The 24,304-nt window shown below is 72.7% G+C and carries 23 protein-coding genes; 12 read left to right on the plus strand and 11 right to left on the minus strand.

Annotation, left to right across the window (positions count from 1 at the left end; all coding sequences use genetic code 11):
• Positions 1-145: 145 nt before the first annotated feature.
• The 4 genes from V6U86_RS28950 to fabG all read right to left on the minus strand — a co-directional run bounded on the left by V6U86_RS28950 (position 146) and on the right by fabG (position 3,570).
• Positions 146-925, minus strand: coding sequence for an HAD-IIA family hydrolase (locus tag V6U86_RS28950; RefSeq protein WP_088988620.1), 780 nt, complete (start codon positions 923-925; stop codon positions 146-148).
• Between the two features lie 15 nt (positions 926-940).
• On the minus strand, positions 941-1,969 hold the full coding sequence (locus V6U86_RS28955; RefSeq protein ID WP_334508769.1) for a ferrochelatase: 1,029 nt from the start codon (positions 1,967-1,969) through the stop codon (positions 941-943).
• Positions 1,970-2,068: 99 nt separating this feature from the next.
• Positions 2,069-2,836 carry an enoyl-ACP reductase FabI gene (fabI, locus tag V6U86_RS28960; RefSeq protein ID WP_334508771.1) on the minus strand — a complete coding sequence of 256 codons (768 nt, stop codon included), beginning with the start codon at positions 2,834-2,836 and terminating at the stop codon, positions 2,069-2,071.
• A 29-nt stretch (positions 2,837-2,865) separates the two neighbouring features.
• Positions 2,866-3,570, minus strand: coding sequence for a 3-oxoacyl-ACP reductase FabG (gene fabG, locus V6U86_RS28965; protein ID WP_091403857.1), 705 nt, complete (start codon positions 3,568-3,570; stop codon positions 2,866-2,868).
• Positions 3,571-3,725: 155 nt separating this feature from the next.
• Here fabG and V6U86_RS28970 point away from each other — a divergent pair, with 155 nt between their 5' ends.
• The 5 genes from V6U86_RS28970 to V6U86_RS28990 all read left to right on the plus strand — a co-directional run bounded on the left by V6U86_RS28970 (position 3,726) and on the right by V6U86_RS28990 (position 8,147).
• Positions 3,726-4,961 carry a sensor histidine kinase gene (locus V6U86_RS28970; protein ID WP_334508777.1) on the plus strand — a complete coding sequence of 412 codons (1,236 nt, stop codon included), beginning with the start codon at positions 3,726-3,728 and terminating at the stop codon, positions 4,959-4,961.
• The gene (locus V6U86_RS28975; protein ID WP_334508778.1) at positions 4,958-5,620 is read left to right on the plus strand and encodes a response regulator transcription factor; all 663 of its coding nucleotides are present in this window, start codon (positions 4,958-4,960) and stop codon (positions 5,618-5,620) included. The genes V6U86_RS28970 and V6U86_RS28975 overlap by 4 nt, the downstream gene beginning before the upstream one ends.
• A gap of 99 nt (positions 5,621-5,719) precedes the next feature.
• Positions 5,720-6,625, plus strand: a complete 906-nt coding sequence (locus V6U86_RS28980) for an alpha/beta hydrolase (RefSeq protein ID WP_334508780.1) — start codon at positions 5,720-5,722, stop codon at positions 6,623-6,625.
• Complete coding sequence (locus V6U86_RS28985; RefSeq protein ID WP_334508783.1) at positions 6,622-7,866, plus strand: acyltransferase family protein; 1,245 nt, start codon at positions 6,622-6,624, stop codon at positions 7,864-7,866. Before V6U86_RS28980 ends, V6U86_RS28985 begins: the two co-directional genes overlap by 4 nt.
• A gap of 125 nt (positions 7,867-7,991) precedes the next feature.
• Positions 7,992-8,147, plus strand: coding sequence for a hypothetical protein (locus V6U86_RS28990; protein ID WP_334508785.1), 156 nt, complete (start codon positions 7,992-7,994; stop codon positions 8,145-8,147).
• A gap of 46 nt (positions 8,148-8,193) precedes the next feature.
• On the opposite strand, the gene V6U86_RS28995 is transcribed toward V6U86_RS28990, so the two are convergent.
• From V6U86_RS28995 to V6U86_RS29005, 3 genes are read right to left on the minus strand one after another with little or no spacing between them, the layout of a single operon-like run.
• Positions 8,194-9,144, minus strand: a complete 951-nt coding sequence (locus tag V6U86_RS28995) for a VWA domain-containing protein (protein ID WP_334508787.1) — start codon at positions 9,142-9,144, stop codon at positions 8,194-8,196.
• Positions 9,141-10,145 (minus strand): DUF58 domain-containing protein, encoded by a 1,005-nt coding sequence (locus V6U86_RS29000; RefSeq protein ID WP_334508826.1) that lies wholly within the window; start codon positions 10,143-10,145, stop codon positions 9,141-9,143. Before V6U86_RS29000 ends, V6U86_RS28995 begins: the two co-directional genes overlap by 4 nt.
• Positions 10,124-11,221 (minus strand): AAA family ATPase, encoded by a 1,098-nt coding sequence (locus V6U86_RS29005; RefSeq protein WP_334508789.1) that lies wholly within the window; start codon positions 11,219-11,221, stop codon positions 10,124-10,126. Before V6U86_RS29005 ends, V6U86_RS29000 begins: the two co-directional genes overlap by 22 nt.
• A 241-nt stretch (positions 11,222-11,462) precedes the next feature.
• Here V6U86_RS29005 and V6U86_RS29010 point away from each other — a divergent pair, with 241 nt between their 5' ends.
• The 3 genes from V6U86_RS29010 (at position 11,463) to V6U86_RS29020 (ending at position 14,024) form a co-directional block, all read left to right on the plus strand.
• Positions 11,463-11,693, plus strand: a complete 231-nt coding sequence (locus V6U86_RS29010; protein WP_334508792.1) for a hypothetical protein — start codon at positions 11,463-11,465, stop codon at positions 11,691-11,693.
• A 302-nt stretch (positions 11,694-11,995) separates the two neighbouring features.
• Positions 11,996-12,508, plus strand: coding sequence for a PH domain-containing protein (locus V6U86_RS29015; protein WP_334508828.1), 513 nt, complete (start codon positions 11,996-11,998; stop codon positions 12,506-12,508).
• A 43-nt stretch (positions 12,509-12,551) separates the two neighbouring features.
• Entirely contained in the window at positions 12,552-14,024 is a 1,473-nt protein-coding gene (locus V6U86_RS29020) for a PH domain-containing protein (protein WP_442935026.1), read from the plus strand.
• Between the two features lie 172 nt (positions 14,025-14,196).
• On the opposite strand, the gene V6U86_RS29025 is transcribed toward V6U86_RS29020, so the two are convergent.
• Entirely contained in the window at positions 14,197-15,267 is a 1,071-nt protein-coding gene (locus V6U86_RS29025; RefSeq protein ID WP_334508794.1) for a phosphatase PAP2 family protein, read from the minus strand.
• A 138-nt stretch (positions 15,268-15,405) separates the two neighbouring features.
• Between V6U86_RS29025 and V6U86_RS29030 the strand changes: the two genes are divergently transcribed.
• A complete protein-coding gene (locus V6U86_RS29030) occupies positions 15,406-15,810 on the plus strand; it encodes a thioesterase family protein (protein WP_334508796.1) in 405 nt (134 codons plus the stop codon).
• Positions 15,807-16,637, plus strand: a complete 831-nt coding sequence (locus V6U86_RS29035; RefSeq protein WP_334508798.1) for an MBL fold metallo-hydrolase — start codon at positions 15,807-15,809, stop codon at positions 16,635-16,637. Before V6U86_RS29030 ends, V6U86_RS29035 begins: the two co-directional genes overlap by 4 nt.
• Positions 16,638-16,679: 42 nt before the next feature.
• Here V6U86_RS29035 and V6U86_RS29040 read toward each other — a convergent pair whose 3' ends face one another.
• Complete coding sequence (locus tag V6U86_RS29040) at positions 16,680-17,615, minus strand: PfkB family carbohydrate kinase (RefSeq protein ID WP_334508800.1); 936 nt, start codon at positions 17,613-17,615, stop codon at positions 16,680-16,682.
• Positions 17,616-17,729: 114 nt separating this feature from the next.
• Positions 17,730-18,965, minus strand: a complete 1,236-nt coding sequence (locus tag V6U86_RS29045; RefSeq protein ID WP_334508802.1) for an XdhC/CoxI family protein — start codon at positions 18,963-18,965, stop codon at positions 17,730-17,732.
• Between the two features lie 352 nt (positions 18,966-19,317).
• On the opposite strand from V6U86_RS29045, the gene V6U86_RS29050 reads away from it, so the two are divergent.
• Positions 19,318-20,445 carry a lytic polysaccharide monooxygenase gene (locus tag V6U86_RS29050; protein ID WP_334508804.1) on the plus strand — a complete coding sequence of 376 codons (1,128 nt, stop codon included), beginning with the start codon at positions 19,318-19,320 and terminating at the stop codon, positions 20,443-20,445.
• An 86-nt stretch (positions 20,446-20,531) separates the two neighbouring features.
• Here the strand turns inward: V6U86_RS29050 and asnB are convergent, their stop codons facing one another.
• Positions 20,532-22,493 carry an asparagine synthase (glutamine-hydrolyzing) gene (gene asnB / locus V6U86_RS29055; protein ID WP_091405235.1) on the minus strand — a complete coding sequence of 654 codons (1,962 nt, stop codon included), beginning with the start codon at positions 22,491-22,493 and terminating at the stop codon, positions 20,532-20,534.
• Positions 22,494-22,625: 132 nt separating this feature from the next.
• On the opposite strand from asnB, the gene V6U86_RS29060 reads away from it, so the two are divergent.
• Positions 22,626-24,107 (plus strand): aminopeptidase P family protein, encoded by a 1,482-nt coding sequence (locus V6U86_RS29060; RefSeq protein WP_334508810.1) that lies wholly within the window; start codon positions 22,626-22,628, stop codon positions 24,105-24,107.
• Positions 24,108-24,304: the final 197 nt, after the last annotated feature.

The raw sequence follows: 24,304 nt of genomic DNA on the forward strand, positions 1-24,304 counted from the left end.
AGCGCGGCCAGCGCGGGGCCAGCGCGGGCGCAGTGCGGGGCCAGCGCGGGCGCAGTGCGGGGCCAGCGCGGGCGCAGCGCGGCCAGCGCGGGGGCAGCGCGCAGCGCGACCAGCAGGCAGCAGTCAGCCCGCCCAGGCCGGCCGGTCAGATCTCGTCGAGCAGGTCCGCGACCGAGTTGACGATCCGCGACGGGCGGTACGGGTACCGTTCCGCCTCGGTGCGGCTGCTGATCCCGGTGAGCACCAGGATGGTCTCCAACCCGGCCTCCAGGCCACACAGGATGTCGGTGTCCATCCGGTCACCGATCATCGCGGTGCTCTCCGAGTGGGCGTTGATGGTGTTGAGCGCCGAACGCATCATCATCGGGTTGGGCTTGCCGACGAAGTACGGCTCCACCCCGGTCGCCTTGGAGATCATGGCGGCGACCGAGCCGGCGGCGGGTAGCGCGCCTTCCACGGACGGGCCGGTGACGTCGGGGTTGGTGCAGATGAACCGGGCGCCGTCGTTGATCAGGCGGACGGCCTTGGTGATCGCCTCGAAGCTGTAGGTGCGGGTTTCGCCGAGCACCACATAGTCGGGGGCGAAGTCGGTCAGCACGTAACCGACGGCGTGCAGGGCCGTGGTCAGCCCGGCCTCACCGATGACGTACGCGGTGCCACCCGGCCGCTGGTCGGCGAGGAACTGGCCGGTGGCCAGGGCGGACGACCAGATCGACTCCTCCGGCACGTCCAGCCCCATCCGGCTGAGCCGGGCCGTCAGGTCGCGCGGGGTGTAGATCGAGTTGTTGGTCAGCACCAGGAACGGCTTGCCGGAGGCGCGCATCCGGTTGATGAACTCCGGCGCACCGGGAACCGGCTGGCCCTCGTGCACCAGCACGCCGTCCATGTCGGTCAGCCAACTCTGCACGGGCTTGCGGTCATGCATGATGATCCTCAGAGGTCAGGGGCGACGGGTGGGCACGCAACAGACGGTGGGGCAGGTGTCCCACATCGGCAGCTCGCCCAGGCGGCGGCGCAGCTGCGCGCCGTCCGGGTCGGTCCGCTCGGTGACCAGCTCCCGCACCATGGTCACGAAGCGCGGATCGGTGCCCGGCGTGGCGGCCCGGACAAAATCCAGGCCGAGCTGCTTCGCCGTCTCCAGCGCTTCGGTGTCCAGGTCCCACACGACCTCCAGGTGATCGGAGACGAACCCGATCGGGCTGACCACCACAGCGGTGGTGCCGCCCCGCGCGAGGGTGGTCAGGTGGTCGTTGACGTCCGGTTCCAGCCACGGCATCTGTGGCGGGCCGGAGCGGCTCTGCCAGACCAGGTCGTACGGCAGGTCGGGTGCGGCGGCTGCGGCGACGAGCCGGGCGGTCTCGTGCAGCTGCGCCTCGTACCGGCCGCCGTGCGGGCCGGCGTTGGCCGCCATCGAGCTGGGGATGGAGTGGGCGGTGAAGACCAGCCGGGTGGTGTCCCGCAACGCCTGGTCGAGCTGGTCCAGGGCCGCCCGGACCGCGTCGACGTGCGGCTCGACGAAACCGGGATGGTCCCAGAACTGGCGCAACTTCTCGATCACCGGGGCGTCCGGGCCGACGGCGGCACGGGCGGCGGCGATGTCCTCCTGGTACTGCCGGCAGGACGAGTAACCGCCGTACGCGCTGGTGACGAACGCCAGCGCCCGGGTCACCCCGTCGTCGCGCATCCGGGTAACGGTGTCGGCGAGCATCGGGTCCCAGTTGCGGTTGCCCCAGTAGATGGGCAGGTCGACACCGTGCGCGGCGAAGTCGGCGCGGACGGCGGCCAGCAGGTCCCGGCACTGCTGGTTGATCGGGGACACCCCACCGAAGTGCTGGTAGTGCTCGGCGACCTCGGCCAGCCGCTCGGGCGGCACACCCCGGCCCCGGGTCACGTTCTGCAGGAACGGCATCACGTCCTCGGGCCGTTCGGGCCCGCCGAAGGACACCAGCACCACCGCGTCGTACGACATGGGGTCATTCTTGCCCCTCGGCCGGGACGTCCCGGCGACGCCCCCTGGTCCGGATGCGTAGATCACGCCTACGGCGGCCAGGGGGCGTCGCGGGGAGCGTCAGGAACCGATGGCGTGGTAGCCGCCGTCGACGTGGACGATCTCGCCGGTGGTGGCCGGGAACCAGTCGGAGAGCAGTGCCAGGCAGGCTCGCGCGGCCGGCTCCTGGTCGGTGAGGTTCCAGCCCAGCGGGGCCCGCCCCGCCCAGGCGTCCTCGAACTGGTCGAAGCCGGGGATCGACTTGGCGGCGATGGTACGCAGCGGCCCGGCGGCCACCAGGTTGCTGCGGATGCCCTGCTTGCCCAGGTGCAGCGCCAGGTAACGGGACGCGGACTCCAGGCCAGCCTTGGCCACGCCCATCCAGTCGTAGACCGGCCACGCCTTCGTCGCGTCGAAGGTCAGGCCGACCACCGCGCCGCCGGGCGACATCAACGGCAGCGCCGCCATCGCGAGGGACTTGTACGAGAAGGTGGAGACGTGCAGGGCGGTCGCCACGTCCTCCCAGGGCGCGTCGAGGAAGCCGCCGCCGAGGCAGCTCTGCGGGGCGAAGCCGATCGAGTGCACCACACCGTCGAGGCCGTCGACGTGCTCGCGTACCCGGTCGGCGAGGCCGGCCAGGTGCTCGGTGTTGGTGACGTCCACCTCGATCACCGGTGCCGGCTCGGGCAGCCGCTTGGCGATCCGCTCGACCAGGGAGAGCCGGCCGTAGCCGGTGAGCACGACCTGCGCGCCATTTTCCTGAGCGAGCTTCGCCACCGAGAAGGCGATCGAGGCGTCGGTGATGACACCGGTGACGAGCAGTCGCTTACCGGCGAGCAGTCCGGACATCGCAGATTTCCTCCGTAGTCAAAAGGGTGTTAGTGGCCCATGCCGAGGCCGCCGTCGACCGGGATGACGGCGCCGGAGACGTACCCGGCGCTGTCGGAGGCCAGCCAGGTGACCACGGCGGCGACCTCGTCCGGGCTGGCCATCCGGCCGGCCGGGATGGACTTGAGGATCTCCGCCTTGCGGTCTCCGGAGAGGCCGGCGGTCATGTCGGTGTCGATGAAGCCGGGTGCCACCACGTTCGCGGTGATGTTGCGGCTGCCCAGCTCCCGGGTGATCGAGCGGGCGACACCGACGAGGCCGGCCTTGCTGGCGGCGTAGTTGACCTGCCCGGCGCCGCCGGCGAGGCCGACCACCGAGGAGATGAAGATCATGCGGCCCCACTTGGCGCGGAGCATCTTGCCGGAGGCCCGCTTGGCGACCCGGAACGCGCCGGTGAGGTTGGTGTCCACCACGTCGGTGAACTGTTCCTCGGACATGCGCAGCAGCAGCGTGTCGGCGGTCATGCCGGCGTTGGCGACCAGCACCTCGACCGGACCCAGCTCGGCCTCGACGGCGGCGAACGCGGCGTCGATCGAGGCGGCGTCGGTGACGTCGGCGCGTACGCCGAACAATCCGTCGGGTGCCTCGCCGCTGCGGTGGGTGACCGCCACCCGGTCGCCCTGCTTGGCGAAGGCCTGCGCGATGGCCAGGCCGATCCCCCGGTTGCCTCCGGTCACCAGCACGGTGCGAGCCACTGTTCCCCCTTGCGAATGGTCAGCACAGACGCGTCGGAGCCTAGGCGTTACCGGTAGGTAAGCGCTAACGGGAGTCGCGTCACACTGGGGTACGACATCGGAATCACCCCCTGGTGGCACGCCTGGTGGCGGGGCTGGCCCGTAGCCTCCGGGTGGTGAACCGGCAACCGATCGCTGTGGCCCTGCGCGCGCTGCGACAGACCCTGCTGGCCCCCGATCCCCGGCCCGAACGGCCGCTGCTGGCGCGCTGGCCCGGAGCGGCCCGCTACGTCGCCCCGGCGGGCCTGCTCGCCGCCCTCGGTATCTTCCTGATCACGCTGACCGTGGAGAGCGACTGGGGCCTGCCGGCGCCGGTCGCGGTGCTGTTCGCGGCGATGACCGTGGCGCCGCTGCTGGCGCTGCCCCGGCGTCCGCTGCTGGCCTGGCGGCTGACCGTGCTGGCCCTGCTGATCTGCACGTTCAACGCGCCAGCCGACCAGGCCTGGCCATGGACCCCGCCGCTGGCGCTCGGGTCGGTCGTGGTGCTGGCCCTGACCGTCACGCGGGTCGATCGGCCGGTGCTGGCCTGGGTGGTGACGATCAGCACGGTGCCGGTGTTCACCCTGGTGCACCCCGACAACCGGGTCCCGGTCCTGTTGCTGCTCGGCGCGTCGGCGATCGTCGGCGACCTGATCCGACGCAACCGGCTGTCCCGGCGCGCGCTGGCCGCGCAGACCGAGCTGAGCGAGCGGGAGCAGGAACGGCGCGGGGTGCTGGAGGAACGCACCCGGATCGCCAGGGAGCTGCACGACGTGGTGGCCCACCACATGTCCCTGATCGCGGTGCAGGCGGAGACCGCCCCGTACCGGCTGACCGACGTGCCGGCCCCGGCAGCCGCGGAGTTCGTCGCCATCGCCGCGTCGGCCCGCGACGCGCTGACCGACATGCGGCGGCTGCTGGGGGTGCTGCGCAGCGAGACGACCGGGCCGCAGACCGCGCCGCAGCCGGACCTGACCGACCTGGGCGCGATGGTGGACGCGGCCCGCCGGGCCGGGCTGCCGGTGACCTTGGACGCCGAGCCGGTGGACGACGACCGGGTGCCCGCGCCGGTCGGGCTGGCCGCGTACCGCATCGTGCAGGAAGGCCTGGCCAACGCGGCCCGCCACGCGGCCGGCGCCGCGGTGCGGGTCACCGTCCGCGTCGGTCCGTCCGGCCTGGGGGTACGCGTACAGAACGCGCCACCCGCCGAGGCGGGCTCCCGGCCTGGCGAGGCGGGCTCCGGGCACGGGCTGACCGGCATGCGGGAGCGGGCCTTCTCGCTGGGCGGTACGTTCACCGCCGGGCCGCTGCCCGACGGGGGTTACGCGGTGGCGGCCGAGTTGCCGTACGACGCGGAGGGCGGGGACCGATGATCCGGGTGCTGATCGCCGACGACCAGGCGATGGTCCGGCAGGGTTTCGGCGCGCTGCTCGCCGCCCAACCGGATCTGTTGGTGGTGGGTGACGCCGCTGACGGGGCGCAGGCCGTGGCCGCCGCCCGCCACCTCGACCCGGACGTGGTGCTGATGGACGTGCGGATGCCGGTGATGGACGGGCTGGAGGCCACCCGCAAGCTGCTCGGTGACCGGTCGACGCAGCGGCCCCGGGTGCTCATCCTCACCACCTTCGACCTGGACGACTACGTCTACGAGGCGCTGCGCGCCGGGGCCAGCGGGTTCCTGCTCAAGGACGCCCCGGCGGCCGACCTGGTGCAGGCGGTGCGGGTGGTGGCGGCCGGGGACGCGCTGCTCGCCCCGGGGGTGACCCGCCGGCTGATCGCCGAGTTCGCGGCCCGCCCGGACCGCAGCCGCCCCCGCCCCACCGACCTGGCCGGGCTCACCCCGCGCGAGACCGAGGTGCTGCGGTTGATCGCCCGGGGCCGCAACAACGCGGAGATCGCGGGTGACCTGGTGGTGGCCGAGCAGACCGTGAAGACGCACGTCGGGCGGATCCTGGCCAAGCTGGGTCTGCGCGACCGGGCCCAGGCCGTGGTGCTGGCGTACGAGACGGGTCTGGTGGCCGCCGGCGAGTAGCCCCGTAGAGCCAGCCGGCAAACGGCTCCCTGGGACGACGCCCGAGCGCCACCCACTCACGCACTGTGCCTCCGGACACCATTCCGGAGGGAGCACGAAATGCGACGACGAGGTGCCAGCCGGTTGGCGATGGCCGCGCTGCTCGGCGTGAACCTGGTCCTGCCGACCCGACCCGGTCCGGCCACGGCGGCGGGGTTCGTCGAGGCGTACCCCGTGATGGCGGCGGCGATGCGCGCGGCCGGCCCACCGTACGCGGACTGGGCGGCCGACGGACGCCGGTTCCTGCTGTTCGACGCGCGCGGTGACGGCCGGGCGGTCGAGGTGCTCGGCGACCTCGCCACGGCGGACCGGATCGCGGTGCTGGTCCCGGGGGTCGGCAGCACCCTCGCCGACTTCGACCGGGGGTTGGGCGGGGTGGCCCGGCGGGCGCCGGCGGTGCAGGCCGGGCAGCTCTACCGGGAGCTGCGGGCGACCGACCCGGCGGCGCGGGTCGCGGTGCTGGCCTGGCTCGGGTACGACCCGCCCGACGGGGCGTGGACGGCTGCCGGCGGCGTCAGCGCCCGGCGGGGCGCGGCCGGGCTCGCCGTGCTGCTGCGGGAGTTGGCCGGGCGGCGTCCGACGGCGACGATCACGCTGGTCGGGCACAGCTACGGGGCACTGGTGGTGTCCCTGGCGGCGGCGGACGCCCCGGCCCAGGTCACCGACGTGGTCAGCCTCGGCGGTGTGGGCGCCGGGGTGCAGCGCGCCGCGGATCTGCCCGGCGGGCGGCGGTTCTGGGCGGCCGAGGCGCCGAGCGATTGGATCCGCTGGGTGCCGCCGGTGCGGCTGCCCGGCCTCGGCTTCGGCCGTCGCCCCGGCGATCCGGAGTTCGGCGCTCAACCCCTGCCGGTGGGCGGGGTGGCCGGGCACGACAGCTACCTCACGACCGGCAGCGCCACGCTTGTCGCGTTGGCGGCGGTCGTGCTGGGCAGCGTCGACGCCGACCGGATCGGAGACGCCCGGTGAGCCGGGACCGTACCGTCGATGCGCTGCGGGCGTACGCCATCGGCGGGGTGGTGTTGGGGCACTGGCTGGTCACCGGGTTGGTGTTGACCGGCGACGGCGGGCTGCACCAGGCCAGTCCGTTGACCGCGTTGCCCGGCCTGGCCCCGGTGACCTGGGTCCTGCAGACGCTCGGGTTGTTCTTCTTCACCGCCGGGTTCTCCTCGACCCGGTCGCTGGCCCGTCACCAGGGCGGTTCGGGCGGTTGGTTGGCCCGTCGACTGCGCCGGCTGCTGTTGCCGACGGTGGCGCTGCTGGGGGTGGGCGCCGCGGTGTTGCTCGCCGCCACCGTCGCCGGGACGCCGGACGACACGCTCGCCGTCGCGCTGCGGCTCGCGGTCAGTCCCCTGTGGTTCCTGTTGCCGTTGGTGTTCCTGGTCGCGGTGACCGGGCCGCTGCGTTGCGCCGTACGCCGATGGGGGGTGGCGCGCTGCGTCGCCCCGGCGGTGGCCGTGGTCGCCGCGGTCGACCTGGCCCTGCGTCTCCTGCCGGCCGGGACCCACCTGCCCCCGGTCACCGTGCTGGTGGCCTGGTCGGTGCCGTACCTGCTGGGCGTGGCGCACGCCGACGGGCGGCTGGTCGGGCGGCGGGCGGCGGGCGCCCTGGCGGGCGGCGGGGCCGCCGTGCTGACGGCGCTGCTGGCCGTGGGCTACCCGGTGAGCGCCGTCGGAGTGCCCGGAGCCGGGGTGTCCAACCTGAACCCGCCCTCGCTGCTGGCCGTGGCGCTGGCGGTCAGCCAGGTCGGGCTGGGGCTGCTCGCGGCGCCGATGCTGACACGGCTGCTGGACCGGCCGTTGCCGGGCCGGGCGGTGACCGGGATGAATCGTCAGGCCGTCCGGATCTACCTGTGCCACCAGCCGGTACTGGTGGCGGTGACCGCCCTCACCGCCCGCAGTGGGCTGGCCCTACCGGGGCTGCACACCCTGCCGGACGGCGTGGGCTGGGTGCTGGCGCGCTGTTGCTGGCTGCCACTGCTCGCCGCGGTGCTGGTCACGGTCGTGCGGGTCGGCCCGCCGGCGGGTGGCCTGAGGGGGCGGCGCCAACCGGGCGGTGGAGGGGTCGCCGGCCGGTCGGCCGAGTGCGTTCCGTCGGCCCCCCAGGTGTACGATCATCGACGTTCCGGCCGGCCCGACTTGCAGGAGGTGATCGCTGTGCGAGATAGCGATCCTCCCAGTCGTGGCCGGGCCGATGGTCAGACCCGCTGAGCCACGACTCAGTCTGGTGAGCTGACCCAGCTCCGCTCCCCCACCGCTTCGGCACCTGCCGAGGTGAGTGTGCCGCGCCGCCCGATCCCGGGCGGTCGCCGGGAGCCGCCCGGTCACGACTTCGTGTGCGCGTCCCCACCCCCTTGCGGTCCGCCCCCGCACGCGGACCGTCCAGCCGCCACCCGGAGCCGTCCATGAGCCGCTACGTCGCCCCGCTGGGCTTCACTCTCGCCGCCGTCTGGGTGGCCATCGTCTTCGTACTGGCCGGCGGCGGCCACTGAGTTGCCGCCGACCGGCGGCGGCCACTGACCGCCGCCGGTCCACCGGTCAGAGCATCCGCGACGACCACAGCAGGCTGAGCGCGCCCGCGCAGAGCGCCAGCAGCAGCGCCACCCCGGCGTACCACTGGGTCACCTCACGCGGCTCGGTGCGGAACCCGATCGAGCTGCCCATGTCCTGATAGACCTGCTTCAGCTCGCTCACCGAGGCCGCCTCGTAGAAGTAACCCTCGGTGGTCTCGGCGAGCTCGGCGAGGGCCATCCGGTCGACCGGCACCCGCTGCAACTGCCCGCCGATGTCGACCTGGCCGGTGTCGGTGCCGAAGGCGATGGTGGAGACCGGAACGTTGGCGGCCTGCGCGGCCGCCGCCGCCTCCTCCATCGCCCGACCGGAGGTCCGGAAACCGTCGGAGAGCAACACGATCCGCGCCGGGGGAATGCCCGCCGCGCCGTCGGCCGGCACCGACCGGATCGCCTCCAGGCAGGTGAACACCGCCTCGCCGGTCGCGGTCGCCTCGGCCAGCACCAGCCCGTCGATGGCGCTGGTCACCGCGTCCCGATCCTTACCCGGCGGCACCAGCACGTTGGCCGCCTTGGCGAACGACACCAGGCCCAGGTTGTAGCTCTCCGGCAGCTCACTGACGAACTGCTTGGCCGCCTCCTGGGCCGCCTCCAGCCGGTTCGGTGACACGTCGTCGGCCTGCATCGACAACGACACGTCGATGGCGAGCATCACGGTGGCCCGCTCCAACGGCTCCTTGGTGTCGACCGCGGGCCGGGCCAGCGCGGTGGCCAACACCAGCAGGCAGAGCAGGAACGCGGTCGCCGGGACGTGCCGACGCCAACCCAGGCCCTTCGGCGCCACCGTACGCAGCAGGTCCACATTGGTGAACCGCATCGCGTACGCCCGGCGGTGCAGCTGCCGCCAGACGTAGAACGCGGCGAGGGCGAACACCGGCAGCACAGCCAGCAGCCACCACGGTTGCAGAAAACGGATCATCGTGTCGTCCCCCGGGTACGCGCGTGCCGCTGCGCGGCCACGAAGCGCACCATGTCCAGCAGCCAGTCTCGGTCGGTACGCAGACGCAGGTGGGCCGCACCGGCGCCGCGCAGGGCGGCGGCGATCGTGGCCCGTTGGGCGGTGGCGGCGTCGGCGTAGCGCTGCCTCAGCCGTGGGTCGGCGGTCTGCACCTCGTGCAGTTCGCCGCTCTCCGGGTCGACCACCGGCAACACGCCAACGTCGGGCAGTTCCAGCTCGCGGGGGTCGACCACCTCGATCGCCAGCACGTCGTGCCGTACGCGCAGCTTGCGCATCGGCCGCGCCCACTGCTCGGCCGGCGCGAGGAAGTCCGAGACCACCACGGCCACCCCGCGACGGCGGGGCGGACGGTTGAGCATCTCGATCAGGGCGCCCAGATCACCACGGCCGGGCCGGATGGCGGTGCCGGCGACGGCACGCAGCAGACCCTGCGCCTCCTTGCGCCCGGAGCGGGCCGGCAGTCGGGTGAGCACCCCGGGCCCGGCCGGCGGTGGTGCTCCACCGCGCCAACGTCGGGCCGGCGCGGAGACCCCGCCGCCGGTACCGATCACGGCGCCGATCCGGTTACCCCCGCGCACGGTCAGGTGGGTGATGGCAGCCGCGGCGGCCACCACCACCTCCCGCTTGAGCCATTTCCCGGTGCCGAAGTCCAGGCTGGCGGAGAGATCCAGCGCGAGCCAGGTCTCCAGCTCCCGATCGGCGACCGTACGCCGCACGTGCGGTGTGGTCGTCCGTGCCGTGACCGGCCAGTCCATCCGGCGCACGTCGTCGCCGGGGCGGTACTCGCGGGACTCGCCGGCCTCACTGCCCGGTCCCGGCAGCAGGCCGGCGTAGTCGCCCTGGAGCAGACCGTCGAGCTTGCGGGTGACGAGCAGCTGAAGCCGGGACAGCACGGCCTCGCTACGGTCGGCGAGGGGGGCCGGACGAGGGGTGGGTGAGGTCACGGGCGCTGCCCGGGCCAGCCAGCGCCCGGCGGCGGCGCGATCGACGGCGGGGTGGCCTGCTGCCGGGGAGCGACCGCCGGGAGCGGGATCGTCGACATCACGCGCTGCACGATGTGGTCGGCGGGCACGTCGTCGGCGAGCGCGTCGTAGCTGAGCACCAACCGGTGCCGCAGGATGTCCGGCGCGATGTCCTGCACGTCCTGCGGCAGCGCGTAGTCACGCCCGCGCAGCAGCGCCAGGGCGCGGGTGGCCCGGACCAGACCCAGCGAGGCGCGCGGGCTGGCCCCGTACTGGATCAGTTGCGCGACGTCGGGCATGCCGTGCTCGGCCGGGGCCCGGGTGGCCAGCACCAACCGGACCGCGTAGTCGACCAGGGCGTTGTGGACGAAGACCTGGTCCGCCTTGCGTTGCAGGGCGATCAGCTCCGGGGTGTCGAACACCGCGGTCGGCTCGGGCGCGGCCACACCCATCCGGTAGACGATCTCCCGTTCCTCCGCGTCGGTCGGGTAGCCCACCACGATCTTCATGAGGAACCGGTCCCGTTGCGCCTCCGGCAGCGGGTAGACGCCCTCCTGCTCGATCGGGTTCTGCGTGGCCATCACCAGAAACGGGTCGGGCACCCGGTGGCTCTCGCCGCCGATGGACACCTGCCGCTCGCTCATCACCTCCAGCAGCGCGGACTGCACCTTGGCCGGCGCCCGGTTGATCTCGTCGGCGAGCAGGAAGTTGACGAAGACCGGGCCCAGCTCGACGTCGAACTTCTCGCTCGACTGCCGGTAGATCCGGGTGCCCATGATGTCGGCGGGCACCAGATCCGGGGTGAACTGCACCCGGGCGAAGGACCCGCCGACGACCTTGGCGAGGGTCTCCACCGCCAGGGTCTTGGCCACCCCGGGCACGCCTTCGAGCAGGCAGTGACCGCGGGCGAGCAGCGCGACGAACATTCGCTCCACCATCCGGTCCTGCCCGACGATCACACGTTTGATCTCGAACAGCGCCTTCTCCAGCAGGGTGGCGTCCTGCGCGGGTGTGGTCACCGGCGCAGGTGCCGCTCCGTTCGGCGTCGGGGCGTCGGGCATGGTCGGCTGGGCCACCGGTCCTCCACAGCGTTTGTCGGTCGTCGCGGCTCGTGCGGTATCAAGACTCGCACGCCTTGCTGAGTGTCGAGGTGGGGAGAAGCCGATTTTGGCCGCGCCGTCACCAGCAGCCGAATTGCGCGTCGCGGGTATGCGCGGACCGGCCCGCCGCGTGTACGATTCACCCCGTCGCCGGGCGGCTCCCCCCGTGGTCGCCCGGCGCTCAACCTCTCCGTCCCGCCGTCTTAGACTGGCCGGGATGAGCATCCCCTCCCCCGCCGACGAAGCCCTGGTCTGTTCGGCCCGGGGCTGCCGGTCCGCCGCCGTCTGGGCGCTGGAGTGGAACAATCCCCGTCTGCACGACGCCGATCGGCGCAAGACCTGGTTGGCCTGCGCGGAGCACCGGGGCAGCCTCGGTGACTTCCTGGACGCTCGTGGCTTCCTGCGTGCCATCACTCCGGTGCGCAGATCGCCTACGCTCGACCTGTGAGCGGCGACCCTCCGGCTTCCCCCGGCCCCACCCCCCCGTCCTGGCCGCCCACCTCGGCCAGCGCACCGCCGGGCGTCGAGCCGCCGCCCGGCGCGTTCCCCGCACCGGGCACGCTCGGCCCGGAGCCCGCCGCACCGGATGTCTCGACGCCCGCCCCACTGCCACCGGGCGCGCTGCCACCTGGTCGCGGGCCGGCACCCGCCGCCGACCAGCGCCCGCCCGACCTGCCGGCCCCCGGTCTGCTGCCGGCCGATCCCGGCGCTCCCGACGCTCGCGCGTCCGATCCCGGCGCTCCCGCGGCTCTGCTGACGTCCGCTCCGGGCGGCCGGGGCCCTCTGGATCCCTGGCCGGACACTGTCAACTGGCAGCCGATCTCCACCGACCTGATCTGGGTGGAGCTGATCCGGCTGGCGATCGTGGTCGCCATCGGGCTGGTGGTGACGGCCGTCGGCTGGGCCTTCAGCGGCCACTGGCTGTTCGGGCTCGCCGTCGCCGTCGTGCTGGTTCTCGGCGGGTGGCGGGCCACCGCGATCGTCCGGGCGGTCCGGGCCTGGGGGTACGCCGAGCGGGAGAACGACCTGCTGGTCCGGCACGGGCTGCTGGTTCGCCGGCTCTCCATCGTGCCGTACTCGCGGATGCAGTTCGTCGACGTGACCGCCGGGCCGTTGGAGCGCGCCTTCGACCTGGCCACCGTGCAGTTGCACACCGCGGCGGCGGCCAGCGACGCCCGGGTCCCCGGGCTGCGGCCGGCGGAGGCGTCCCGGCTGCGCGATCGGCTCACCGCGCTCGGCGAGGACCGGGCGGAGGGGCTGTGAGCACCCGCGCGGGTGATCATCGGCCGCGCCGAGGGCCGCTCCGATGAGCGACGGGCCCGCCGAGCCGAGCACCGTGCCGCCCACCGGCTCCACGCCGCCGGGGCCGGTGCTACCCGCCGGCGCGGCACCGCCTGGCTCGATGCCGCCGGGGGCGCCCGCGCCGTGGTCGGCACCACCGGGCGGCGGCGAGGGCGAGCCCCGGCAGCGACTGCATCCGCTCAGCCCGGTGCTGCACGGCGCCAAGTCCCTGGTCGTGGTGATCGCCGGGCTGTCCTGGTCGACGCTGTCCCGGGTGGGCTTCGGCTGGTTCGCCGTCGCGGTGGCGGTGCTGGCGCTCGGCGCGACGGTGCTGTCCGTGGTCAGTTGGTACAACACCGGCTACCACGTGGTGGGCCGGGAGCTTCGGGTGTACGAAGGGCTGCTCTGGCGGCGTACCCGGGCCATCCCGTTGGAACGGTTGCAGGCCGTGGAGGTGGTCCGGCCCCTGCTCGCTCAGCTCACCGGCCTGGCCGAGCTGCGTCTGGAGGTGGTCGGCGGAGGCAAGACCGAGGCGCCACTGGCGTACCTCGGGGTGGCCGACGCGGCCGTGCTCCGCGAGCGTCTGCTGGCGCTGGCCGGGCGGGTGGCGCAGCTGCCCGCGCCCGGCGACGCGGCGGCTCTACCGGCCCCGGGTGCGACGGCGCCGCTGGCGGCCGTGCCGGGCCGGCCACTGCACGCGGTACGCAACCAGAACCTGCTGATCAGCCAACTGCTCACCCCGCAGGCGTTCCTGCTTCCGTTCGGTGTGGCCTTCGTCGTGGTGCAGTTCCTCACCGCCGGTTCGTGGTCGTTCGTCGCGGTGGCGAGCACCCTGACCGCGATGGCGGGTGTCCTGCTGCAACCGATCCGCCGGGTGCTCGACGACTGGAACTTCCGGCTGGCCCGCGACGGTGGCACGCTGCGGGTGCACAACGGCCTGTTGGAGACGCGGGCGCAGACCGTGCCGCTGGGGCGGGTGCAGACCGTGGGGGCCACCTGGCCGTTGCTGTGGCGGATGAAGGGCTGGCTGCGCCTGCGGCTGGAGGTGGCCGGTTACTCCGCCATGGAGGACGACGACCGCAACCGGCCCGACCGGCTGCTGCCGGTCGGCGACCTGCCGACGGCGACGATGATCGTCGCCGAGGTGCTCCCCGGGGTACGCCTCGACGCGCTCCCGCTGAGCACACCTCCGCGCCGGACCCGTTGGCTGCACCCGCTGGGCCATGCCGCGCTCGGCGCGGGGCTCTTCGAGCGGGTGTTCGTCACCCGCTCCGGGCGGTTCACCCGGCAGTTGGTGATCGTGCCGTACGCGCGGATTCAGAGCGTGCGAGTGGTGCAGGGCCCCATCCAGCGTCGTCTGGGCTTGGCCTCCGTCCACGCGGACACCGCCGGTGGCTCCGGCGCGACGGCCCAGGACCGCGACCTGGCAGAGGCCTGGGCCCTGGCAGCCGACCTGACCACAAGAGCCCACCAGGCGCGCACCCACTCAACCCCCTGACCCCGCCCCCCGCCCCTAACCCCGCCCCCCGCCCCCCCGCCCCCCGCCCTCCGGCCCCCGGACCCCGCCCTCCGGCCCGTCGATCATGAAGTTATTGCCCCGACACGCCGCGCGGGAGGGCAATAACTTCATGATCAACGAGGGCTAGCGACGGAGAGGGGCCGGGGCACTGTTAGTGGTCGGCGGGGACTGCGGGGTGGGTGGGGGTGGTTTCTGGTTCGCGGGGGGTTGGGGGGTCGGGCTGGCCGACGGCGGCGGGGGTGTCGGGCTGCTTCGGTGAGCCGCTCGGGTGGCGGGCGCGCCACGTCGCCCAGCCGCGCTCCGCCAGACCGACCACCAGGAAGGTCAGCCCCACGTACGTCCAGCCGACCAGCACGTCGATCACGTAGTGCTCACCCGAGTAGACCAGGGTGAAGGTCATCGCCAGCGGGTACGCGAGCAGCAGCGGCCACCAGCGACGGCGGGTGGAGGTCAGGAAGAACAGCACCACGAACAACGCCCACGCGGTGTGCAGCGACGGCATCGCGGCGACCGGGTTGGAGGCGATCTGGCCGGCGTTGAGGACGTTGCCGGCGCCGTGCATGCCGAACGCCTTCCACCCCCGGGTCGAGATTCGGGCGACCTCGGTGAGCAGCCCGTTCTGCGCCGCCCACCAGGGCGGGGCGGCCGGGTAGACGAAGTAGGTGACCAGGCCGGCCGCGCAGAGGAAACCCCAGCGCCGCATGTACGCGGCCCAGCGGTGCCGGTCGCGCAGCCAGAGCACCGCGGCTGCGGCCAGCGTCACCACGAAGTGCGAGAAGTACACCCAGCTCGCCGTGACATCCCACCACTGCACCTGCGGGTGGTAGAGGTGCTGCTGCAACCAGACGGTGGGCACCTCGCCGCCGGTGGCCCAGCCGAACATGAACCGGTCGGCGACGATCAGCTCCATCGCGTGCGGGGTGGCCCCGTTGTCAGCGAACCCCCGCGAGAGGTTGTACACGACGAACAGCAGCACCACCGGCACCCAGTCCCGGGCGAAACGCAGGTGGCTACGCCACGGCCGATCGCTGTTCCAGGCGATGGTCGCGGCCCAGATCCAGACGAAGGCGTACGCCGGGTCGGTGGGTAGCCCGATGGCCAGCCACGCGGCGACGAAGGCGACCGCCCAGACGGTCATGGCGATGACGCGCCGACGACCCCCGTCCGGGGACGCGGGCGGGTCGGTCCGGGCGGGGGGCTGGGGGTCAGTCACGACGGCCATCGGAGTCAAGGTTAACGACGGGCACGGCATCGACCGACGGGGACCACCCGGGGAGGCCGTGCACAGGTGGGAGGGCGGGCGGTGCCGGATCCCCGGCCGCGTGCTCGACGGGCCCGGTGAGCACCTAGGCTGACGACCATGCAGGAGCAGCCCGAGCCGGCCCTCGCGCCGGGTCTGACCGCCCAGGTCGAGTTGACCGTCACCGACGCGGACACCGCCCAGGCGGTCGGTTCCGGGGACGTACCGGTGCTGGGCACTCCCCGGGTGCTGGCGCTGGCCGAGGCGGCCACGGTCGCGGCGACGGCGACCGGGATGCCGCCCGGTTCGACGACAGTGGGCACCCGGGTCGAGTTGGAGCACCTGGCGCCGACCGTGGTCGGCCGGACCGTTCGGGCGCAGGCGCTGCTGGCGGCCGTCGACGGTCGCCGGCTGTCGTTCGAGGTCACGGTCAGCGACGGCGACCAGACGGTGGCCCGGGGTCGGGTGGAGCGGATCCTCGTCGACCGGGGACGCTTCGTCGAGCGCGCCGGGCGCGCGTCGTGAACGCCGCTTTCGTCGAGGTCGCCGACCGGGTGCACGTGCTGGCCGAGCCGCTGCTGCGGGTCAACGTCACACTCGTCGTCGGCGACGACGAGGCGCTACTGGTGGACACCCTGTCGTCGGCCGCCCAGGCCGCCGAACTGGCCGCGGCCGTCCGGGCGATCACCGACCGTCCGTTGACGCTGGTCAACACCCACCACCACTACGACCACTGCTTCGGCAACGCCGTCCTGGCCGGCGACCCGCCCCGCCCGGTGTACGCGCACGCACTGGCCGCCACCGCCCTGCGCGAGGAGCCGGAGCGACTGCGCCGGGAGGCGTACGAGGAGTTGCGCGCGGAGCACCCGACGCTCGCCGCCGAGCTGGCCGACACCCCGCTGCTCGCCCCGACGCACACCGTGCACGTCGAGACGGTCCTCGACCTGGGGGGCCGACGGGTGCTGCTGCGACACCCGGGGCGCGGGCACACCGACGCCGACCTGGTGGTGCACGTGCCGGACGCCGACGTGTTGGTCGCCGGGGACCTGGTGGAGCAGAGCGGCCCGCCCGCCTTCGAGGACTCGTACCCCCTGCAGTGGCCGGACGCGGTCGCGGACCTGCTGCGGCTCACCACCGCGCGCACGGTGGTGATCCCGGGCCACGGCGACCCGGTGGACGTCGACTTCGTCCGCGCCCAGCACGCGGACCTGGCGAAGCTGGCCTGGCTGATCCGGGCCGCGCACACCGGCAGCGCACCGCCGGAACGGGTGGCCGCCGAGGCCCCCTTCGGCGCCCGACCCGCCCTGGACGCCACGCACCGCGCCTACCTCCAGCTGAACGGCGACGCCTGACTCGCGGGGCGTCAACTCGACCGTGCCCCCGGCAGTGGGGTGTCACCCGCCGAAGCGGTTTGCCACAGCGGCGCGGGTGGGCATGGCGGTGGCACCGCCCGGGGATTCGCAGACCAGACCGGCCACCCGCAGCGCGAAGGCCACCCGGTCGGCCCAGCCCGACGGACCCTCCGGTTCGCCGTCGACGAGCAGGTCGGCGATGAGCGCAGCCATCACCGAGTCACCCGCGCCGGTGGCGTCGATCGCGTTGACCTTGGGGGCCGGCACCCGGACCGGATCGGCGTCGGCGGCGGCCAGCACCGCGCCGGCCGCGCCGAGCGTCACCACCACCGTGGCCGCCCCCAACTCGCGCAGGTACGCCGCCACCCCCTCGACCGGCTCACCGGGATAGAGCAGCACGGCGTCGGCGGCGCTCAGCTTGACCAGGTGCGCGCCGGCAGCGAACTCGGCCACCACCTCGCGCAGCCCTTCCAGCGCGGCTGGCCCGGTCAGCAGCCGGGGGCGTACGTTCGGGTCGAAGACCCGCAGGCCGGGGGCGAGCGACCAGGCACGTCGGGCGGCGGCCAGCGTGCTCGGTTGGAGCAGCACGATCGAGCCGCAGTAGAGCACGTCGGCGCCCTCCAGCAGCGCCAGATCCAGATCGTCGGGGCCGAGCAGTCCGTAGGACGCCGGCTCGCCGTAGAAGCGGAACTCCGGCTCCGGTCCGGCGTACGTGACCACCGCGAGCGTGGTCGGCGCCGGCACCGTGAGCGCACCGGCCACCCCGACGTCGGCTGCGGTGAGGAACGTGCGGATGCGGCCGCCCAGCGCGTCATCACCGAGCGAGCCGACGAACTGTGCCGCTCCGCCGAGTCGCGCCACCCCGACCGCGACGTTGAGCGGCCCGCCGCCGATGGCCTGCCGGTAGACCCGCTCCCCGTCGAGCTCGCTGTCGAGCAGGTCGACGAGCGCCTCGCCGAGCACCACCGCGTATCCCATGCCGATCCTCTCGTCGTCGCCACCGGCCGCCGCTCGCCGAGCCGATCGCCGTGGCATCAGGCTGGCACAGCGCGCGGCCCAATGGGCGCCGAAGGCCACGGACCGACGTGCGCGCTACCCCGACTGGTGGATCGGCCCGTCGAGGGCAGCAAGGGAGCGGCCGGTGCCGCCCCACCGGGCCGCGACGATCTGCGCGGCCACACTCACGGCGGTCTCCTCCGGGGTACGACCACCGAGATCCAACCCGATCGGGGAGGCGAGCCGGGCCAGCTGCGCCGGGCTGAGCCCCGCCTCGCTCAGCAGCTTGTGTCGCTCGTCGTGGGTGCGCCGTGAGCCCATCGCGCCGACGTACGCCAGCGGGTGGCGCAGCGCCAGCTCCAGCAACGGCACGTCGAACTTCGGGTCGTGGGTCAGCACGCACACCACTGTCCGCTCGTCGAGCCGACCGGCCGCCAACTCCGTACGCAGGTAGCGGTGCGGCCACTGCACCACCACCTCGTCCGCCTCGGGAAAGCGTCGCGCGGTGGCGAAGACCGGCCGGGCGTCGCAGACGGTGACCCGGTAGCCGAGGAACGCGCCGATCCGGGCCACCGCGGCGGCGAAGTCGATCGCTCCGAAGACGATCATCCGGGGTGGAGTCGCGTACGCGGTCACGAAGAGACTGATCCCGCGGCCTCGACGCTGCCCGTGGTACCCGTAGCGGAGCATCCCGCTACGCCCGGCGGCGAGCAGCCCGAGTGCGTCGGCGCTGGCGGCGTCGTCGAGCCGGTCGTCGCCGAGCGAGCCGACGGACCGCTGGCCGGTCAGCACCAGCCGCCGGCCAAGCCGCCGGGCCGGGTCACTCGGCCGGTCGCCGTGCGCGCCGTTGCGGACAATGGCCCGCTCGTCTACGTCGGCCGATGGCTTGTGGGCGTTGGCCGATGGCTTGTGGGCGTCGACGGGTGGGTTGTTGGCGTCGGCGGCCACGCAGGTGACGACTGCCGCCGGATGGCCGCTGCGGCGGGCGGCGGCGATCGCGTCCAGCGCCGGCAGAGCGCTCGCGTCGACGCGCTCCACGAACACGTCGAGAATGCCGCCGCAGGTCAGGCCCACGGCGTACGCGTCGTCGTCAATGATCCCGTACCGGTGCAGCTCGGGTTGGCCGGTGACGAGCACCCGGCGGGCCCGTTCGTAGAGATCCGCCTCGACGCAGCCGCCGGAGACACTGCCGACGACCGTGCCGTCGGCCGCGACACCCATGGCGGCGCCGGGTGGCTGCGGGGCGGAGTGCCAGGTGTCCACGACGGTGGCGAGCGCGACCGGCTCGCCGTCGCGGCACCGGCGGTGCACCTCGTCGAACACGTCCGGCACCGACGGCCGCCTCTCCGTTCCAGCTCCCCGTAGGCAGGATATGGCGTTCAACGGGGTCCGGCGGGTCTTCTCCTGCATCGAGGAACGCCTATTGCGCTCAGCCCGTGCAACGTGGTGGGATGACGCGTACCGGGCGGTGCGAGGGCTGCGGCGCCGCCGGTTGCCGGGTTGGTTAGACGCGAGGGCACCGGTCCAGGTCAGGACCGTCGACGGCGCACGTCCACTGGCTGTTTCCGCCGGGGCACGTCGCTGTGATCGTCGCACCGCTCACGACAGCGGGGCGATCAGGCCACATCCCACCCGATTGCGGCGAGGCGGCTCAGGCAGCACGCCTCGCGAGTCAGGAGAACCCGTGAATCGTTCCCGTACGGCCGCGTTACTCACCGCGGCCGTGACCCTCGCGCTGGGCGCTGTCGCAGTGGCGTCCAATCCGCAGCCGGCCGCCGCGCACGGCGCGGCGATGACGCCCGGCAGCCGCACCTACCTGTGCTGGCAGGACGGCCGCAGCCAGACCGGTGAGATCAGGCCGAACAACCCCGCGTGCTCCGCCGCGGTGGCGCAGAGCGGGGCGAACTCGCTCTACAACTGGTTCAGTGTGCTGCGCTCCGACGCGGGCGGCCGGACCACCGGCTTCATCCCGGACGGGCAACTGTGCAGCGGCGGCAACTCCGGTTTCCGCGGCTACGACCTGCCCCGTACCGACTGGCCGCTGACCCACCTGACCGCCGGCGCGCGGCTGGACTTCAAGTACAGCAACTGGGCGCACCACCCGGGCACGTTCTACTTCTACGTGACCAAGAACAGCTGGAGCCCGACCCGGGCCCTGGCCTGGAGTGACCTGGAGGAGCCGTTCCTCACGGTGACCAACCCGCCGCAGCGCGGGTCGGTCGGAAGCAACGACGGGCACTACTACTTCAGCGGCAACCTGCCGTCGGGCAAGAGTGGCCGGCACATCATCTACTCCCGCTGGGTCCGCTCGGACTCACAGGAGAACTTCTTCGGCTGCTCCGACGTGACCTTCGACGGCGGCAGCGGCCAGGTCACCGGCGTGGGCCCGGGCGGCGGCAACCCCACCGACCCTCCGACCGACCCGACCGACCCGCCGACCGACCCGACCGATCCGCCGACCGACCCGACCGATCCGCCGACCGACCCGACCACCCCACCGCCGTCCGGCAATGACTGCATGGCCGTCTACAAGGTGAGCAGCGCCTGGCAGGGCGGTTTCCAGGGCGAGGTCACGATCATGAATCACGGCAGTACGCCGTTCTCCGGTTGGACCGCAAGCTGGACCTGGCCCAACGGGCAGTCGATCAGTCAGATCTGGAGTGCCACCCAGACCTCGTCCGGCTCGACGGTGACGGCGACGAACGTCTCCTACAACGGCACCGTCGCACCAGAGGGCAGCACAACGTTCGGCTTCCTGGCCAGCAGTACAGGAACCAACGGGATCCCCACGGTCACCTGCGCCCGCCGCTGACCACCACCTGAAATGACCAAGAGGTTTGCGTCACCGGAACCGCTCCGGACGACGCAAACCTCTTGGTCAACAGGGTGGGGCGTGGGTCAGCGGACCATGGAGCCGACGACCGGCTTCGTGAGCAGCGCGGACTGGTTGCGCTGGATACCCGGGTCGAGGGTCTTGGCCACGAAGATCGCGTGCCAGATGCAGAAGATCAACACCGTCCACACCTTGCGGGAGTGGTCGGCCTCCTCCCGCTTGTGCTCGTCGAGCAACCGCAGCGCGTACGACAGGTCGAGCAGATCGCCCGCACCCGACGTGCTGAGCACGTGCCGTGCCCACTCGTACATCTCGCCGCGCAGCCAGACCCGGGTGGGGGTCGGGAAGCCCAGCTTCTTGCGGTTGACGATGGCCGGCGGCACGACCCCCTGCAACGCCTGACGCATCGCGTACTTGGTGGCGTCGGAGCGCGGCGGCAGCTTCAGGTCGACCGGGATCTTCGCCGCGACGTCGAAGACCTCACGGTCGAGGAACGGCACCCGCACCTCCAGCGAGTGCGACATCGAGATCCGGTCGGCCTTGACCAGGATGTCGCCGCGCAGCCAGGTGTAGAGGTCGACGTACTGCATCTTGGTGACGTCGTCGAGCTCGGTGCACTCGGCGTAGATCGGGGCGGTGACATCCGTGTAGCGCACCGAGGGGTCGTAGCGGCGCATCAGGTGCTGCTTCTCCTCCTCGGTGAACATCCGCGCGTTGCCGTAGTAACGCTCCTCGATCGGGGTGGTGCCGCGCTCCAGGAAGCTCTTGCCCTTGACCCCCTGCGGGATCGCCTTGGAGACCGCGCGCAGCCCCTTCTGCACACCGCCGGGCAGGCCGTTGACGGTGCCCAGCGACAGCGGCTCCCGATAGATCGTGTAGCCGCCGAAGAACTCGTCCGCGCCCTCACCGGAGAGCACCACGGTGACGTGCTCGGCGGCCTTCTTGGCCACGAAGTAGAGCGGCACCAGCGCCGGGTCGGCCACCGGGTCGTCCAGGTGCCAGACGATCTTCGGCAGCGCGTCGATCATGTCCTGCGGACCGATCTTGGTGGGGATCGTGGTGACGTCGAGGTGCCGGGCCGAATCCTGCGCGACGTCGATCTCCGAGTAACCCGGCACGTCGTAGCCGACGGTGAAGGTGAGGATGTTCGGGTTGAACTCCCGGGCCAGCGCCACCACCGCGGTGGAGTCGATGCCGCTGGATAGGAACGAGCCGACCGGCACGTCGGAGCGCATGTGCATGCGCACGCTCTCCCGCAGCGTCTCGCGGATCTCGTGGTAGAGCTTCTGCTCGTCGTCGACCGGCGCCGGCCGGAACACCGGCCGGTACCACCGGCGTACGTCGATCCGGCCGCCCGGGGTCCAGTTCAGGTACTCCCCCGAGCCGATCCGGCTGATGCCCTTGTGCAGGGTGCCGGGCTCGGGAACGTACTGCAGGGTCAGGTAGTGGCTCAGGTTGGCCGTGTCGACGCCCGCGTCGCCCTGGTAGTTGCTGTGCGCGAACGGCAGCAGCGCCTTCTTCTCCGAGGCCAGGTAGAGGCCGTCGGCGGTCTCCAGGTAGTGCATCGGCTTGATACCGAAGTAGTCGCGGGCGCCGAAGGCCCGGCGCTCCTGCCGGTCCCAGATGACGAAGGCGAACATGCCCCGCAGCCGGGTGAGCACCTGCTCACCCCAGAAGTGGTAGCCCGCGACGATCACCTCGCCGTCACCGGCGGTGGCGAACTGGGCGCCGAAGTTCCTGATCAACTCCTCGCGCAGCTCGATGTAGTTGTAGATCTCGCCGTTGAAGGTCAGCAGGTAACGGCCGTTCGCGTAGGGCAGTGGCTCGTGGCTCGACGCGACGTCGATGATGGCCAGCCGCTTGTGGGCGAACACGCCGTCCGCGTACCGGCCGGAGGCGTCGCCGACCACCTCGACCCCGGTCTCGTCGGGGCCGCGGTGGTGCAGGCATTCCAACGCTCCGGCGATGTGGTCGCGATGCGCGGCGGCGTTGCCGTTCGCGCTGAAGAAGGCCAGAAGTCCGCACATGGTGGCCATCTTTCCACGCGCGCTGTCGGCCCTTGCAGCCGTCCGTCGATCCACCCGACTCCCGGGGGGCGTTACCGCCAACCGGGCGCGCGGTACGGTCGGGACCAGCAACGAAGCGGAGGGAGCGGCGCAATGACCGAGGGACAGACCGACGGTACGCCGACGGACGGTACGGAATCGCACGATCCGGACTACCCGGAGGCGTTCCTGTCCTTCATGCGGCAGGGCTGGCACGACACCGCGCTCCCTGTGACGCCCCGCCCGGAGACACCCAACTACGCGAAGCGACGGGCGGCCCTCTCGGCGGCTTTCCCCGGCGAGACGCTGGTGATCCCCACCGGCACCGAGAAGGTCCGGGCCAACGACACCGACTACCCGTTCCGGCCAGGGAGCGACTTCGCCTACCTGACCGGCGACCACGACGCCGACAGTGTGCTGGTGCTGCGCCCGAACGGCTCGGGGCACGACGCGACGCTGTACATGCGGCCCCGGTCCTCCCGGGAGACCGACGAGTTCTTCCGCAGCCGCAACGGCGAGCTGTGGGTGGGCCGGCGGCCCACCCTCGGCGAGAAGTCGACCGAGCTGGGCCTGCCCACCGCCGACCTGACCGGCCTGGAGGCGACGCTCGCCGACCTGGCGCCGGGGCGTACCCGGGTGTTGCGCGGTTTCGACGCCCAGGTGGACGCGGCCGTCCGCCCCTACGACGGGCCCCGCGCCGAGGGCCAACCGGCTCGGGACCGGGAGCTGGCGATCGCCATCTCGGAGATGAAGCTGGTCAAGGACGAGTGGGAGATCGGCCAACTCCAGGACGCGATCGACGCCACCGTCCGCGGCTTCGAGGACGTGGCCCGGATCCTGCCGGCCGACCGGGCGGTCTCCGAGCGGCTGCTGGAGGGCGTCTTCGCGCTGCGGGCCCGCCACGACGGCAACGACGTCGGGTACGGCTCGATCGTCGGTGCCGGCGAGCACGCCACGATCCTGCACTGGGTGCACAACCACGGCGCCACCCGACCGGGTGACCTGCTGCTGATGGACATGGGTGTCGAGGGCCGCAACCTCTACACCGCCGACGTGACCCGGGTGCTGCCGGTGAGCGGGCGGTTCACCGCCCTGCAACGCCAGGTCTACGACATCGTGTACGCCTCGCAGCAGGCCGGCATCGAGGCCATCCGCCCCGGGGTGAAGTTCAAGGACGTCCACCTGACCTGCATGCGGGTGCTCGCCGAGGGGCTGGCCGAGCTGGGTCTGCTGCCGGTGAGCGTGGACGAGGCGATGGACGAGAAGTCGACCGTCTACCGGCGGTGGACGCTGCACGGCTTCGGCCACATGCTCGGCATCGACGTGCACGACTGCTCCAACGCCCGCAAGGAGACGTACCGCGACGGCGCCCTGGGCGAGGGCTACGTGCTCACCGTCGAGCCCGGTCTGTACTTCCAGCCGGAGGACGAGCTGGTCCCCGCCGAGCTGCGCGGTGTGGGCATTCGGATCGAGGACGACGTGCTGGTCACCGCGACCGGCGCGGTGAACCTGTCGGCCGGGCTGCCACGCACCTCCGACGAGGTGGAAACCTGGCTGGCCGCACAGCGCGAAGCCGGCCCTCGCCTGCCCAGCTAACCCGCCCAGCCCAGCTGGCCCGCCAGCCGACCGGGCTGCCCCTGGCCCACGCCCTTGCTCGAGGGGTGGCGGGTTGAGCTTCGACCGTGATCCACTCGGTTTTCTTGAAGTCGTGCTATCCGCGTCGCCCGGATACCGCGTTATCAGGAAAGCCGAGTGGATCATGCTTTGGAGGCGACCGCTGTTCGGTATCCGCA

The sequence above is a fragment of the Micromonospora sp. CPCC 205558 genome (assembly GCF_036902955.1).
GTDB lineage: Bacteria > Actinomycetota > Actinomycetes > Mycobacteriales > Micromonosporaceae > Micromonospora.